Source organism: Streptomyces sp. NPDC000410 (assembly GCF_040300305.1).
Classification (GTDB): Bacteria; Actinomycetota; Actinomycetes; order Streptomycetales; family Streptomycetaceae; genus Streptomyces.
This window is the reverse complement of the sequence record NZ_JBEPDM010000018.1, coordinates 62,938-77,193: the sequence shown is the minus strand read 5'-3', so window position 1 is coordinate 77,193 and position 14,256 is coordinate 62,938. Positions and strand designations below refer to the sequence as shown.

The following is a 14,256-nucleotide window of genomic DNA, read 5'->3' as shown; positions in this document are numbered from 1 at the left end:
CATGACGACGGGGACGGCCCCGCCCGCGTGCGGGCGGGGCCGTCGTCGTGCGCTACCGGCGCGGTGCCGGCGCCGGGGCGTAGCCGATGGCGCGGGTGGTGAAGGTGCCACGGCCCTGGGTCCGGCTGCGCAGCCGGGTCGCGTAGCCGAACAGCTCGGCCAGTGGCACGACCGCGGTGATCACCGCGGTGCCCTCCCCCAGCCTCCGGCCGGGGGGACCCCCATCTCGCTGCGCTCGCGAGGCCTGGCCCGAGACCCGGCCGCGGCGTGCCGCCAGGTCACCGAGCACCCCGCCCACGGCGTCGTCGGGCACGGTCACCGTGACCTCGACCACCGGCTCCAGCAGCGCCATCTCGCCCGTGCGCAGAGCCTCCCGGAGCGCGAGCCGGCCGGCGGTCCGGAACGCCATCTCCGAGGAGTCCTTCGAGTGGGTGGCCCCGTCGGTCAGGGTGACCCGCACCCCGGTCACCGGGTGACCGCCGAGCGGTCCTTCGGCCAGGGCGTCCCGGCACCCCGCCTCCACCGCCCGGACGTACTCCTGCGGTACGCGTCCGCCGACGACGGTCGAACGGAACGCGAAGCCCACCGCGCTGCCGCCCCCGTCGTCATCGGCGGCCTCCAACGGCTCCGTGTCGATGACGACATGGGCGAACTGCCCGGCGCCGCCGTCCTGCTTGACGTGCCGGTACACCAGTCCGGACACCCCGCGGGCCACCGTCTCCCGGTAGGACACCTCCGGCCGGCCGACACCGACGTCGAGTCCCTGCGCGCGACGGATCTTCTCCACCGCGACCTCCAGATGCAGTTCGCCCATCCCCGACAGCACCGTCTGGCCGGTCTCGGGGTCGGTCCGGACCGCGAGCGAGGGATCCTCCTCGACCAGCCGTGCCAGGGCCGACACCAGTCGGTCGGTATCGGTGGTCCTGCGGGCCTCGACCGCCACGGAGACGACCCGATCCGCCACGGCGGGCGGTTCGAGGAGCACGGGCGCCGAGGGCAGGCACAACGTCGCCCCGGCGCGGGCCGCCTTCAGCCCGATCACGGCGACGATGTCCCCGGCCACCGCCCGGTCCACGTCCTCGTGCCGGTCGGCCTGCACCCGGAGGATCCGGCCGATCCGCTCGGTGCGCCGCGCGCCCACGTCCAGCACCGTGTCTCCCTTCCCGATCGTGCCCGAGTACACGCGCAGGTACGTCAGCCGCCCCGTGGGGGTCGCGTTCACCTTGAACGCGAGCGAGGCGAACGGCGCCGCGGGGTCGGCGACCCGCTCCTCCACCGCGCCGTCCAGGGTGCCGCGAACCGCCGGCACGTCCAGCGGCGAGGGCAGATAGGCGACGACGGCCTCCAGCAGCGGCTCGATCCCACGGTTGCGGTAGGCCGACCCGCACAGCACGACCACGCCCTCACCGGTACGGGTCAGGTCGCGCAGCGCGGCCCCGAGGGTCCCCGCGGAGAGTGCCGACTCCGCGCAGAACTCCTCCAGCGCGACCGGATGGAGTTCCGCCACCGTCTCCTCCAGCAGCCGGCGGCGCCGCCGCGCCTCGTCCCGCAGGGTGTCGGGTACGGGGCCCTCCTCGAACGTCTCCTTCGTGTTCCGGCCGCCCGCCCACACCAGCGCCCGCATCCGCAGCAGGTCCACCACCCCGCTGAACCCCTCCTCCTCGCCGATCGGCATCTGGACCACCAGCGGGGTCACCCGCAACCGCTCCCGGATCGACGCGACCGCCGCGTCCAGGTCGGCGCCGGCCCGGTCCAGTTTGTTGACGAAGGCGATCCGCGGCACCCCGTGCCGATCGGCCTGACGCCACACCGACTCGCTCTGCGGTTCGACTCCCGCGACGGCGTCGAAGACCGCGATCGCGCCGTCGAGCACCCGGAGCGAGCGCTCGACCTCGTCGGCGAAGTCGACGTGACCCGGGGTGTCGATCAGATTGATCCGGTGCCCGTCCCAGACGCAGCTCACCGCGGCGGCGAAGATGGTGATGCCCCGGTCGCGCTCCTGGGAGTCGAAGTCGGTGACGGTCGTGCCGTCGTGGACCTCGCCCCGCTTGTGGGTGGAGCCGGTGAGGTACAGGATCCGTTCGGTGATGGTGGTCTTGCCGGCGTCGACGTGGGCGAGGATGCCCAGATTGCGCACGCGGGTCAGCGGACTCGCGTTCAACGGGCTCGCGGTCAGCGGGCTGGTGTTCGGTCGATTCGTGAGGTGACGGTGCAGGTCGGTACGCACGGCCCTTGGCCTTTCGGGTGATCCGGAATGAGGTGGCGCGATTTCCGGACGAGGGCCTGTGGTCAGGCCGGGCAGAAACCCCTGAAGCGGTGCATGCCTGGGGCACGTACCGGAACCTGGCGGCACAACGCCGGGCAGGCAGGGGTCAGATGGTCGTCACGGACGTCCGGTGCCGGCCGCGCAGCGGGCACCGGGCGCACGAAGACACCAGGATCACCTCGTACCGTGACGGGGGAACGACGGCAACGGTGCGGTAGCGCACGGCCGGTCTCCCCTCTCTTGTCACGGAGCGCACCGCGAGGACGTGGCAGCGCGCGATCTTGTGGTGAGTGTAGTGAGCGCCGGCGCGGGCGGGGAACCGGTTTTTCTCCGCCCGGCACCGTGCCCGACACGGCGTCATGAGGGCGTCCCCGGATCCGTGTACCGCAGCAGCGCACCCACCCCCTCCCGCAGGGGCAGCTCGCTGCCGGGTACGACGACCAGTTCGGCGCCGGTGCCCACCAGAGCCCGTACCAGCGCCTCGTCGGCGTGGTCCTCGTGGGGCGCCCGCACGCCGAAGGTGCGCAACTCCTGCTCGCTCAGGGCGAGTTGAGTGGGTCGTGGGCCGGTCCACAAGTGCAGGGAGGAGGCCGGAGGGTGGTTGAGCAGCAGCGCCGCGACCTGGCCGCGCTGGAGCGCTGCGACGGTGGCGGACAGACCGTCGGCCGCGGCTCCGGAGCGGGCCCGCCGGGCGATGAACCGCTCCACGAGGGTCCGGTCGTGCGCGGCCATACGGCCACGGAAAACGCTGTCGAGCTGCGGCTCCAGGAGGCCACGCCCGGTGTCCGCCGGGGTCGGGCCCCCGACGCGTACGACCCGGCGGCGCAAGGTGCCCGGCAGCCGCCGGATCAGGACGTTGCACGCCCACCCGTCACCGCCGATCACGAGGGCGTCGGCGCCGTCGTGCCGCGCCCATTCGTCGAGCCGGTGGCCGAGCCGGACGGCCGACTCGTGCCACTCGGAGACCGGGACCCGCCGCAGGAGCCGCTCTCCCGGGGCGACGACGGAGGCCGGCCACATCCCCGCCTCGGCGGCCACCGTCACGGTGCCGTGGGTCTCGGCCGTGGGCAGCCCGCCGTAGTGCACGACGACGGCCAGGTAGGGGATCTCCGGCAGGTGCTGGGCCACCAGCGGCATCGCGTCCGGCAGGGTGCCGTAGCGGGCGGAGTCGTGCGCGGGCGGTGCGGGCAGCTCGCCGTCCAGCACCAGGGCCCCGTGCGCGGTGAAGACGGCCTGGCCGTGCAGACCGGGCACGTCCGTGTCCGCGCCGACCACCCGCTCCAGGGTGCCGAGGGTCGGCCGGTCCGCACCCTGCCGGGCCAGGGTGTCGCGCAGCCGCTGCCAGCGCAGCGCGATCGCACGCTCCGGATGCTCGACGTCACGCGAGGTGTCGAGGTAGACGGAGGCGAACGGGCCCGGCTCCGCGTACAGGGGCTCCAGGAACGACAGTCGCATCACCACCACTCCACCCTCGATGATGACGCTCCCGGCTCTCGATCCGGAACAGGACGGCTCTCGATCCGGAACAGGACGGCTCTCGATCCGGAACAGGACGGCTCCCGATCCGGAACAGGACGGCTCCCGATCCGGAACAGGACGGCTCCCGATCCGCGCCCGGACGGCCTCAGATCCGGAACAGGATGACGCCGGCCACCACCGACCCCACCAGCGCACCGCCGTAGCAGAACAGGCTGATCACGGTGCTCAGCCGCTTGAGCTGCAGACCGTCGTACAGCGTGTAGCGGAACCGGTGCGCCCAGTGGAACAGGCCCAGCACGCACAGACCGAAGAGGACCGCCTTGACGAGCGGGTTGTGCAGCACCGAGAGCAGGTGCGCGTGGTCGGGGGCCGGCAGCCAGCCCAGCGGGAAGGCGATGCCGAACAGGAACAGCAGGGCGGGCACGAGCAGGGCGGCGGCCAGGCCGCCCGCGCTGAAGAGCAGCCACAGGAGGGGTTCGGGCGAGAACGGCCTTCTGCTCATCGCGCTACCCGCTCAGGATCAGCCAGGCCGTGGCCGCCGACAGCAGCGCCCACAGCACGTAGTGGAGCGCCAGGATCGAGCCCGGCCGTACGCGCCTGCCACGCAGTCGTACGACCATGGCGCGCGGCGCCAGCCCGAACCAGGTGACGGTGTGCAGCAGCACGAAGAGCAGGGCGACCGTGTTCACAAGGACGGCCCACCACTGCCCGCTCCAGTCCAGGAACCGCTCGTACGCGCCACCGCCCTCGGCGACCGCACCTGCCATGAGCAGCAGGAACACCACGAACCAGGCGACGAAGACACTGCTGAGCTCCCGCAGCACGAAGACGAAGTAGGCGCGTCGCCGCAGCCACCAGAAGACAGGGACGGGCCTGCGGTACGTCTGGCTCATCGCGCCCCCCAGGGCCACAGGAGGTCCTTGAGCGAGCGCGTCGCCGCCGTGAGCTTGTAGCGCTGGATGGCGCCCGCCGGATCGACCCCCTTGGGGCAGGCCGTGGTGCACTCACCGACCAGCGTGCAGGCCCATACGCCCGAGGCGGCGCTCAGGACGTCCCGTCGCTCCTCGGCCCCCTCGTCACGCGGGTCGAGGTTGTAGCGCTGGGCGAGGGCGATGGCCGCCGGGCCGAGGAAGTCGGGATCGAGCGCGTACACCGGGCAGGCGGCGTAGCAGAGCATGCAGTTGATGCACATGCTGTACTGCTTGTACGCGTCCATCTCGTCCGGGGTCTGGAGGAACTCGCCCTCGTCGAGGGGCTTGTCGTCGTCGCGGATGATCCAGGGACTGACCTCGGGCAGCTTGTTCATGAAGTCGCCGATGTCGACGACCAGATCGCGGATCACCGGAAAGTGGTTCAGCGGCTCGACGCGCACGGGGCCCGGCGCGCAGTCGGTCAGGAAGACCGAACAGCTCAGCCGGGGCTCGCCGTTGACGGTCATGCCGCAGCTCCCGCAGATGCCCATCCGGCACGACCAGCGGTAGGAGAGCGTGCCGTCCAGGTGGTCCTTGATGTGGTTGAGTCCGTCGAGGACCGTCCACTCCTTGCGCAACGGCACCTCGTAGGACTGCCGGACCGGTTCGGTCTCCTGCTCCGGCCGGTAGCGGGCGACCTGCAGAACGATCCGGTCGGTATCCGGCATGGCTACCGCCTCCCGTAGACACGTTCCCCGGGGGACCAGCGGGTGACGGTCACCGGCAGATACTCCACCCGGCCGGTGCCGTCGGGTTCACGGCGGACGAGCGAATGGGCGAGATACCGCTCGTCGTCCCGCGCGGGGAAGTCCGTGCGCTGATGCGCCCCGCGCGACTCCTCGCGGCGCAGTGCGCAGTCGACGATGGTCGCGGACACGTCCAGCATGCACTCCAGCTCCAGCAGGGCGATCAGATCCGTGTTGAACGTCCGGCTGTGATCGCCGATGGCCACCCGGCCGTACCGCTCGCGCAGATCGCCCAGGACATCGGCCGCGTCGGCCAGGGACCGCCGGTCGCGGTAGATTCCGGCACCGCGCTCCATCGCGTCCTGCATGGCGGTACGGATGTCCGCGAGCCGTTCCCCGCCCCCGCCCTCCCGTGCCACCACGCGCTCCAGGCGGCGCCGCTCGTCGCGGGCCTGCGCCAGGACGGCGGCGTCCGGGCCGCCGCCCGGCGCGGCGCGGGCGTACTCGGCGGCGGCCCGTCCGGCGCGGGCCCCGAAGACCAGCAGTTCCGGAAGGGAGTTGGAGCCCAGCCGGTTGGCGCCGTTGATACTGACGCAGGCCACCTCGCCGGCGGCGTACAGACCGTCGAGGCCACTGAATCCGTCCAGGTCGGTGTGGATGCCGCCCATCATGTAGTGCACCACCGGACGCACCGGGATCAGCTCGGTGACCGGGTCGAGGTTCTGGTACTTCAGGCACAGTTCGCGGACGAACGGCAGCTTGGTGTCGATGAGTTCGGTGCCGAGGTGGCGCAGGTCGAGATGGACGACCGGCCCGTGCGGCGTCGGAATGGTCCGGCCCTTGTCGAGCTCGTGGACGAACGCCTGGGACAGCCGGTCCCGTGGCCCCAGCTCCATGCTGCGCAGCACCGGCACCGGTTCGGGCCTGCCGAGGTCGTAGTCCTGGAGGTAGCGGTAGCCGTCCTTGTTGAGCAGCAGGCCGCCTTCGGCGCGCGCGGCCTCCGTGACGAGGATGCCGGTGAAGGGCAGCCCGGTGGGGTGGTACTGGACGAACTCCATGTCCTTGAGCGGTGCGCCGGCCCGGTAGGCGAGGGACATGCCGTCGCCGGTCTTGATGCTGGCGTTGGTGGTGAACGGGTAGACCCGGCCGCAGCCCCCCGTACACATGATGACGGCGCTCGCGGTGATGGTCTCGACCCTGCCGGTGGCGAGCTCGACGGCCACCACGCCGCGCACCTTCCCGTCGTCGACCAGCAGGGTGCTGACGAACCACTCGTCGTAACGGACGATGTCCCGGTACGACAGGGCGGTCTGGAACAGCGTGTGCAGGAGATGGAAGCCGGTCTTGTCGGCCGCGAACCAGGTGCGCTTCTTCTTCATGCCGCCGAACGCCCGTACCGCGATGTGTCCGTCCGGCCGGCGGCTCCACGGGCAGCCCCAGTGCTCCAGCCGCAGCAGTTTGCGCGGTGCCTCCTGGACGAAGGCCTCGACGGCGTCCTGGTCGCACAGCCAGTCGCCGCCGGACACGGTGTCGTACGCGTGCTCGTCGAGGCTGTCGTCCGCGCCGGCGACGGCGGCCGCACCGCCCTCGGCCGAGACGGTGTGGCTCCGCATCGGATAGACCTTCGAGACGACCGCCACACTCAGCCGCGGATCGGTGCGGGCGACGGCGATCGCCGCACGCAGCCCCGCGCCTCCGCCCCCGATCACCACGACGTCATGGGAAGCGGTCATGGCACCTCGCTCAGGCCTCGTGTTCGGCGCTGTGCTCCTCGTACAGGACCGTGCCGTCGTGACCGACCGCCTTCACGCGCACGCTGCCGTCGTGGAATTCATGGCGGATCCGGCGGCAGCCGCACGCGTAGGTGACCTCGTCGACGGACAGTCCCGCGTCGTCGTCCTCCAGGTAGCGCAGCCCGTCCACGATCCGGCCGCACGGAGCGCGCTCATCGGTGAAGTCGATCGTGTTGCCGACCACCACGCCCACCTCCCGGGCGGTCACGGCCCGTGGCCACAGGGGCAACTGACGTCTACAGCGAGCGTACCGCCGCCGCACAGCGCCCGCAGGCGGGCCGGATCGCCACCGGACCCGCATCGCGGGATCCTTGGGGCAGGACCGTGGGTGAGGAGGTCGGGCCATGACGCGGACGCTCGAGTGGCAGGTCGGGCTGGTGCTCGTCGAGGAGGACGGGACGACGAGGGCCCGGGCGGTGCTGGACACCGGCACGGAGACGTACACGGGCAGGGGGGTCGCCCGGTGCAACCCGCAGGACGTGGACGTGCCCGAGATCGGGGACGAGCTCGCGGCCAGCCGCGCCATGAAGGATCTCGCGACGCAGCTGATGCGGGTGGCGAACCGTGATCTCGAGAGCGTCGGCGCCGGGCCGGAGATCGGGGTCCCGTACGGCTGGCCGGAGGCGGCGACGTGACCGGTCGGACGTGACCGGTCGGATGCCCGCCGGCCGCCGGTTCCGAGGGCTCACCGTTCGGGAGCGACGCCCCCCGTCACAGGGTGAAACCGCTCCCGTACGGGGCGTACAGATCGAGCAGGCGGACCCGGGCCGCGTGCAGCCGGTGGGCGATCACGCGGCCCACCCACTGGCCGATCGCGGAACCGAGGGCGGGGTCGGCGTCCATCATCATCCGTACGGTCAGCGCGTCGAACTGCTGCGCGCGGACCGGGGTCATCGCCTCCGCGCCCAGCTGCCACACATAGGGCGGGAACAGCCATGACCAGCCCACGAGTTCGCCGAAACCGAGGTTCTCTATCACGGCGGGGCGCCGCCCGGGGACCGGCATGTGCAGGGTGATCGTGCCGGACCGGATGATCCAGAAGTGGTCGGCGCGCCGGCCCTCCTCGAAGACCCGGGCGCCCTCGGGAAACTTGACGTCCTCGGCGATCTCCAGCAGCCGGGCGCGGTGCTCGGCGGACAGGGCGGCAGTCATACGGATGGACGAGTTGGTCATCGCGGGGCCTCCGATGTCGAGCACCGACTCCTTCCAGCGTCGCACGGCGCGGCGGCGGACGCGGAGGTCAGGACACCCCTAGGCCGTGTCTGACAAATACCGCCGTCCGCCCGCAGGGCGGGGCGCGCCAGGCGGGATTTGTCAGACACGGCCTAGGCCAGCCGGACCGTGGCGAGGATCTTGCGGACCGTCTCCTCCGGCACCTCCTCGCCCACACCCGTCGCCCCGACGAAGGTCCAGGACACGATGTCGCCCTTGGTGTTCTTGAAGGCGAACGTGGTGGCCTTGCCGTCCGTATCGCACTTCCCCTTCTTCGCGACGCCCGAGGACGAGGCCGTCGCGACACTGCCCTTCAGCCCGGACGCGGAGGTGTACGACTCCACCGGCCCGGCCTTGATCTTCGTCTTGTCGGGTTGGGTGTACGCGCCGTAGAGCCACGTGGACACGCTTGAGCGGGCCGCCTCCTCGGGGCTTCGGGCGCCGTTCTCACCACGGGAGCCGGCCGTCGCGAGAGCCGTGTCCTCCTTGCTGCCGTCCAGATCGTCGTCGGACTGGCACCACTTCTCCTTGAGCATCGCCGGCGCCGAGAAGCCGATGAGGGGCTTTTCGTCCGGGTCGCTCTCGTCGACGACGTAGCTGCTCCAGGTCGGCGACTTGAGCGTCCACTGCGGCGGTACGTCGAAGGCGATGCCGTGCTTGGGGTTCAGCACGGCCTTCCAGCCGGGAATCGTGGGCTGCGGCCCCTTCTCCTCCGAGCGCGCGTCCTCGGTGGCCGGTGCGGTCGGGGACGTCGAGGGCCCCGCCGGCTTCGTCGTGTCGTCCTTGTTCCCTCCCAGCAGCAGGAACCCGGTGACGCCGGCACCCACGACGACGGCCGCGGCGACGGCGACCGCGATGACCGAGGTCCAGTTCCTGCCGCCGCCGCGACCGCCCGGCGCGGCGGGCGCACCGGCCGTGACCGTCGGCGCCTCCCAAGGTGCCTGCCCGGGCGGGCCGGTGGGCTGACCCGTGGGCTGCATGTACGGATTCTGCTGAGGGTGCTGCCCGCCCTGGGGCGGCTGCTCTTGTCCTGGCCACATGGGAAGTCAGCCTAGGACTGCCCTGAATCCAGCGGGCAGCCGCCTCCCGCAGCGCATCGACCGGTGCGCGGGGACACGGGAGTGGCGGCGCCTCGCCCCACCGGATCAGTGCGGGTGCGGCCACTCCTTCGTGATCTCGAAGCTGTGCCGCTCCTGGCCGAGGACCCGGCCCTCCCCGTCCAGAAAGGTGCCGGTCGCGTCGTAGACGTCCCGGGCCACGTGGCCCATCGGGAGCCGTTCCGACGGGAGGACGACCTCGTACGGGCCGCCGGGCCGGTAGTCGCCCAGATGGATCTCCTGATGGGCGACCGGTACGCCCCGCCGGTGGCGCTCGTCGACGAACTTGAGGCCCACCAGATCCTCCGGGCTCCGTACGCGGAACTCCAGCCGCACCCGGAAGTCCGCGCCCTCCTTGAGGACCAGCGGCGCGGGCGGCGACCAGTCGTCCTCCGGGGTGTCCGCGGGAGGCAGGGGCACGGGAATGTCCGGACGCCCTTCCAGCTGGATCGTCACGGCGAGGATCTCGAAGTCGCGGGGTGAATTCATCGGGTATGCCAGCTTTCACCGCTCAGAGGAAGGATGGCCGATATGTCAGCCTAGCCATGCGGTGACATAGTCGGGTGTGTCACCGGGTGTCGGACGGACCAGGAGTCGCGGGCATGGCGTCAGCAGGGGCCGGGTGGCCGGAGGGCACCGGCGGAGGCCGGGGCGGCCGGTTCTCCGTGGAGGTACGGCCGGAGCCCGATCCGGACATCGTCGTACTCACCCTCACGGGCGAGCTGGACCACGACACGGCGGAGCCGCTGCGAGCGGCCCTCGACGAGGCGATCGCGACGGGCGCACGGCGCATCGTGGCCGACTGCCACGGCCTGCTCTTCTGCGACTCCACCGGGCTGAACGTGCTGCTGAGGGCACGGCTCGCCGCGCAGGACACCGACGCCAGGGTGGAGCTGGCGGCGCTGCGCCCCCAGGTCGCCCGGATGCTCACCATCACCGGCGCCGGGGCGGTCTTCCCCCGCTACGCGAGCCTCGGCGAGGCCCTGGCGGGGCGACGGCAGGAGTAACCGTGAGCGCGGCCCTTCCGGATCGGGGGCAGACCCGCAGGCTCGGCATCTCCGGGACCCGGGGCGTGGTCGGGCGCTGCCGTGACTTCAGCCGCACGGCGCTGGCCGACTGGGGATGGCTCCCGGACAGCGGCTCCGGGAGCTCCCGCGAATCCGAGCCCTCTTCGTACGGCACACACGGTGACACGGACGCCTCGTACGGCGGTCTCGACCGGGATTCCGCCCCGGACCTCGACGTGGACTTCGGCCACGACCTCGGCCGCGACTTCGGCCAGGACTTCGACATGGACCTGGACGAGGACTTCGACTGGGACGACGAGCGACGGGCCGTCGCCGAGGACGTCCTGATGGTGGTCTCCGAGCTGGTCACCAACGCCTGTCTGCACGCCGGAGGCCCGACGCAGCTCGTGCTCCACTGCACCGCCGAGCGGCTCCGCATCGAGGTCACCGACGCGAGCCCGGTGCCTCCCCGCCCCCGCCCCCGCGCCGACCCGGCCCTGCCCGGAGGGCACGGACTGGTGGTACTGGGGCGGCTCGCCCGCGCCTGGGGGTCGGTGCCGAGCGGCTCGGGAAAGGCCGTATGGGCGGAGATCGCCGCCCCCCGCCGCAGATGACCCGGTGGCACCGTCCGGGGTGTCGGCGCCCGTCGGGGCGTGCGAGAGTCGAGAGGGACGAAGACGCCGAACGAGCGACATGAGGTCGGCGATGGACGAATCCGGTCACTCACGGGCATACGCACAAGGCGGCGCCGAGGGGAACGCCCGGCCACCGGCGGAACTGGGCGAAGAGGGCCTCAGGAAGCTCCTCGCCGGACTCACGGCCGTACGAGACGGGGACTTCTCCGCCCGGCTCCCGGACGACGCCGGCGGGATCATGGGCGAGATCGCCGGGGTCTACAACGGCATGGTCGACCAGCTCTCCCTGGTCACCTCGGAGGTCACCCGGGTCGCCCGGGAGGTCGGCGGCGAGGGCCGGCTCGGCGGCCACGCCCGGGTCAAGGGCGTCGGCGGTGTCTGGCAGGACCTCACCACCGGCGTGAACACCATGGCCGACAACCTCACCTCCCAGGTGAGGTCGATCGCCCAGGTCGCCTCCGCCGTCGCACGCGGCGATCTGACCCAGAAGATCCGCGTCGACGCGCGCGGCGAGATCCTGGAGCTGAAGGAGACCATCAACACGATGGTCGAACGGCTCTCCTCGTTCGCCGAGGAGGTCACCCGGGTGGCGCGCGAGGTCGGCACCGAGGGCAACCTGGGCGGGCAGGCGACCGTACGAGGTGTATCGGGCACCTGGAAGGACCTGACCGACAACGTCAACTCCATGGCGAACAACCTCACCAACCAGGTCCGCAACATCGCCCAGGTCACCACGGCCGTCGCGCAGGGCGATCTGACCCGCAAGATCGACGTGGACGCGCGCGGCGAGATCCTGGAGCTCAAGACCACCATCAACACGATGGTCGACCAGCTGTCCTCGTTCGCCGCCGAGGTCACCCGGGTCGCCCGGGAGGTCGGCAGCGAGGGCCGGCTCGGCGGCCAGGCCGAGGTCGAAGGCGTCTCCGGCACCTGGAAACGGCTCACCGAGAACGTCAACGAACTGGCCGGCAACCTCACCCGGCAGGTCCGCGCGATCGCCGAGGTCACCAGCGCCGTCGCCGAGGGCGACCTCACCCGGTCCATCGCCGTCGAGGCCCCGGGAGAGGTCGGCGACCTCAAGGACAACATCAACTCGATGGTCGAGTCGCTGCGCGCCACCACCCGCGCCAACGAGGAACAGGACTGGCTCAAGACCAACCTGGCCCGTATCTCCGGCCTGATGCAGAGCAGCGGAGACATCACCCGGGTCGCCGGGGTGATCATGGACGAGGTGCCGCCGCTGGTCTCGGCCCAGTACGGGGCCTTCTACCTGGCCGAGTACCCCGACGACGCCAACGGCCCCGAACTCGTGATGATCGCTTCGTACGGTGCCCCGGCGACGCCGCCGCAGGCGCGCTCCCGCTTCCGCCTCGGCGAGACCCTCGTCGGCCAGGCCGGGCTCAGCCGCCGCACGATCGCCGTCGACGACCTGCCACCCGGCTATGTGACGATCTCCTCCGGGCTGGGCGCCACCGACCCCGGAGCGCTGATCGTGCTGCCCATCCTGGTCGAGGAGCAGGTGCTCGGCGCCGTCGAACTGGCCGCGCTGCGCCCCTTCACCGGTATCCACCGCGACTTCCTCGACCAGTTCATCGAGACGGTCGGCGTCAACGTCAGCTCGCTGATCGCGCACGCCCGCACCGACGAGCTGCTGGAGCAGTCCCAGCGGCTGACCTCCGAACTGCGCGCCCGCTCCCGGGAGTTGCAGGCCCGTCAGGAGGAACTCCAGCGCTCCAACGCCGAGCTGGCCGAGAAGGCGGCCCTGCTGGCCGACCGGAACCGGGACATCGAGCGGAAGAACCTGGAGATCGAGCAGGGCAGGCAGGAGCTGGAGGAACGGGCCAAACAGCTCTCCCGCACCTCGATGTACAAGTCCGAGTTCCTCGCCAACATGAGCCACGAGCTGCGCACCCCGCTCAACAGCCTGCTCATCCTGGCCCAGTTGCTGGCCCAGAACCCCGAGGGCAACCTGACGGAGAAGCAGGTCGACTACGCCGAGGTCATCCACTCGGCCGGCTCCGACCTGCTTCAGCTGATCAACGACATCCTCGATCTGTCCAAGGTCGAGGCGGGGAAGATGGACGTGCACCGGGAGCGGTTCCCGCTGCAGCGCATGCTGGAGTACGTCGAGATGACGTTCCGGCCGCTGGCGAGCGAGCGGAACCTGGACTTCCGGGTGGTCGCGGCGGCCGACGTGCCCGACGAGATCATCACCGACGAGTCCCGGCTGCGGCAGGTGCTGCGCAACCTCCTCTCCAACGCCCTGAAGTTCACCGAGCGCGGCAGCGTCGAACTGCGGGTCGACCCGGCGACGGACGACGAACTGCCGGGACCGCTGCACGGCGTACCGGTCGTCGCGTTCCGCGTCCGGGACACCGGCGTCGGGATCGCCCCCGAGCATCTGGAGGCCATCTTCGGAGCGTTCCAGCAGGGCGCCGTGACCACTGGCCGGCGCTACGGCGGCACCGGGCTCGGGCTGTCCATCAGCCGGGAGGTCGCCCAGCTCCTCAGCGGTGTGATCGTCGCCGAGAGCCGCCTCGGCGAGGGCAGCGTCTTCACCTTCTACGTCCCCGTCGGCGGCGAACTCCCCGAGCACCCGCCCGTCGGACTCGCCGCACGCGGGTCCGCGCCGGACGCGCACACGGGAACGGGACACGCGCCCACCCGCACCGGGACGCTGGCCGGGCGGGTGGTGCTGATCATCGACGACGACGTACGCAACGTCTACGCGCTCACCGAGATCCTGCAGGCCGAGGGGGTGCGGGTGCTCACCGCCGACGACGGGCGCTCCGGCATCGAGCTGCTCACCGAGCACCAGGACGTCGACCTGATCGTGATGGACGTGATGATGTCCGGGATGGACGGCTACAGCGCCACCGCCGCCGTCCGCGCCATGCCGCTCTTCGCCGACGTACCGATCATCGTCGTCACCGCGAAGGCCATGCCGGGGGACCGCGCCAAGAGCCTCGAAGCCGGGGCCAACGACTACATCACCAAGCCGGTCGACGCCTACGACCTCCTGGCGCGCGTACGCAAATGCCTGCGTCGCTGAGGCCGGCGGCCTGCACCGTCACCGGGCCCGTCCAAGAGCCGGGTCCCGCGGCCGGGTT

Annotated in this window: 14 protein-coding genes; 4 read left to right on the top strand and 10 right to left on the bottom strand. The window is 71.5% G+C overall.

From position 1 onward, the window contains the following. Window positions 1-52: 52 nt before the first annotated feature. The 7 genes from fusA to ABT342_RS19760 form a co-directional block, all read right to left on the bottom strand. Window positions 53-2,176, bottom strand: coding sequence for an elongation factor G (gene fusA, locus ABT342_RS19790; RefSeq protein ID WP_502965581.1), 2,124 nt, complete (start codon window positions 2,174-2,176; stop codon window positions 53-55). Window positions 2,177-2,623: 447 nt separating this feature from the next. Beyond that, window positions 2,624-3,721, bottom strand: coding sequence for a baeRF2 domain-containing protein (locus ABT342_RS19785; protein WP_351575127.1), 1,098 nt, complete (start codon window positions 3,719-3,721; stop codon window positions 2,624-2,626). Between the two features lie 169 nt (window positions 3,722-3,890). Next, complete coding sequence (gene frdD / locus ABT342_RS19780; protein WP_351575125.1) at window positions 3,891-4,247, bottom strand: fumarate reductase subunit FrdD; 357 nt, start codon at window positions 4,245-4,247, stop codon at window positions 3,891-3,893. A 4-nt stretch (window positions 4,248-4,251) separates the two neighbouring features. Continuing rightward, complete coding sequence (locus tag ABT342_RS19775) at window positions 4,252-4,638, bottom strand: succinate dehydrogenase/fumarate reductase transmembrane subunit (RefSeq protein ID WP_351575122.1); 387 nt, start codon at window positions 4,636-4,638, stop codon at window positions 4,252-4,254. Further along, window positions 4,635-5,384, bottom strand: coding sequence for a succinate dehydrogenase iron-sulfur subunit (sdhB, locus tag ABT342_RS19770; protein ID WP_351575119.1), 750 nt, complete (start codon window positions 5,382-5,384; stop codon window positions 4,635-4,637). Before sdhB ends, ABT342_RS19775 begins: the two co-directional genes overlap by 4 nt. Before the next feature lie 2 nt (window positions 5,385-5,386). After that, complete coding sequence (gene frdA, locus ABT342_RS19765) at window positions 5,387-7,135, bottom strand: fumarate reductase (quinol) flavoprotein subunit (RefSeq protein ID WP_351575116.1); 1,749 nt, start codon at window positions 7,133-7,135, stop codon at window positions 5,387-5,389. A gap of 10 nt (window positions 7,136-7,145) precedes the next feature. Next, a complete protein-coding gene (locus ABT342_RS19760; RefSeq protein WP_351575113.1) occupies window positions 7,146-7,403 on the bottom strand; it encodes a hypothetical protein in 258 nt (85 codons plus the stop codon). A 136-nt stretch (window positions 7,404-7,539) separates the two neighbouring features. Between ABT342_RS19760 and ABT342_RS19755 the strand changes: the two genes are divergently transcribed. Then, window positions 7,540-7,830, top strand: coding sequence for a DUF1876 domain-containing protein (locus ABT342_RS19755; RefSeq protein WP_351575110.1), 291 nt, complete (start codon window positions 7,540-7,542; stop codon window positions 7,828-7,830). 76 nt (window positions 7,831-7,906) lie between these two features. Here ABT342_RS19755 and ABT342_RS19750 read toward each other — a convergent pair whose 3' ends face one another. The 3 genes from ABT342_RS19750 to ABT342_RS19740 form a co-directional block, all read right to left on the bottom strand. Continuing rightward, window positions 7,907-8,368: a Crp/Fnr family transcriptional regulator gene (locus tag ABT342_RS19750; RefSeq protein WP_351575270.1), complete on the bottom strand. Its 462-nt coding sequence runs from the start codon at window positions 8,366-8,368 to the stop codon at window positions 7,907-7,909. A 152-nt stretch (window positions 8,369-8,520) separates the two neighbouring features. Then, the gene (locus tag ABT342_RS19745; RefSeq protein WP_351575107.1) at window positions 8,521-9,387 is read right to left on the bottom strand and encodes a DUF8017 domain-containing protein; all 867 of its coding nucleotides are present in this window, start codon (window positions 9,385-9,387) and stop codon (window positions 8,521-8,523) included. 165 nt (window positions 9,388-9,552) lie between these two features. Further along, the gene (locus ABT342_RS19740) at window positions 9,553-9,993 is read right to left on the bottom strand and encodes a rho GDP-dissociation inhibitor (protein ID WP_351575104.1); all 441 of its coding nucleotides are present in this window, start codon (window positions 9,991-9,993) and stop codon (window positions 9,553-9,555) included. A 113-nt stretch (window positions 9,994-10,106) separates the two neighbouring features. Between ABT342_RS19740 and ABT342_RS19735 the strand changes: the two genes are divergently transcribed. From ABT342_RS19735 to ABT342_RS19725, 3 genes are all read left to right on the top strand, one after another. Beyond that, window positions 10,107-10,511 (top strand): STAS domain-containing protein, encoded by a 405-nt coding sequence (locus ABT342_RS19735; protein WP_351575102.1) that lies wholly within the window; start codon window positions 10,107-10,109, stop codon window positions 10,509-10,511. Window positions 10,512-10,513: 2 nt separating this feature from the next. Next, window positions 10,514-11,125, top strand: a complete 612-nt coding sequence (locus ABT342_RS19730; RefSeq protein WP_351575099.1) for an ATP-binding protein — start codon at window positions 10,514-10,516, stop codon at window positions 11,123-11,125. 91 nt (window positions 11,126-11,216) lie between these two features. After that, entirely contained in the window at window positions 11,217-14,198 is a 2,982-nt protein-coding gene (locus ABT342_RS19725) for a hybrid sensor histidine kinase/response regulator (protein ID WP_351575096.1), read from the top strand. The last annotated feature ends 58 nt before the right edge of the window (window positions 14,199-14,256 follow it).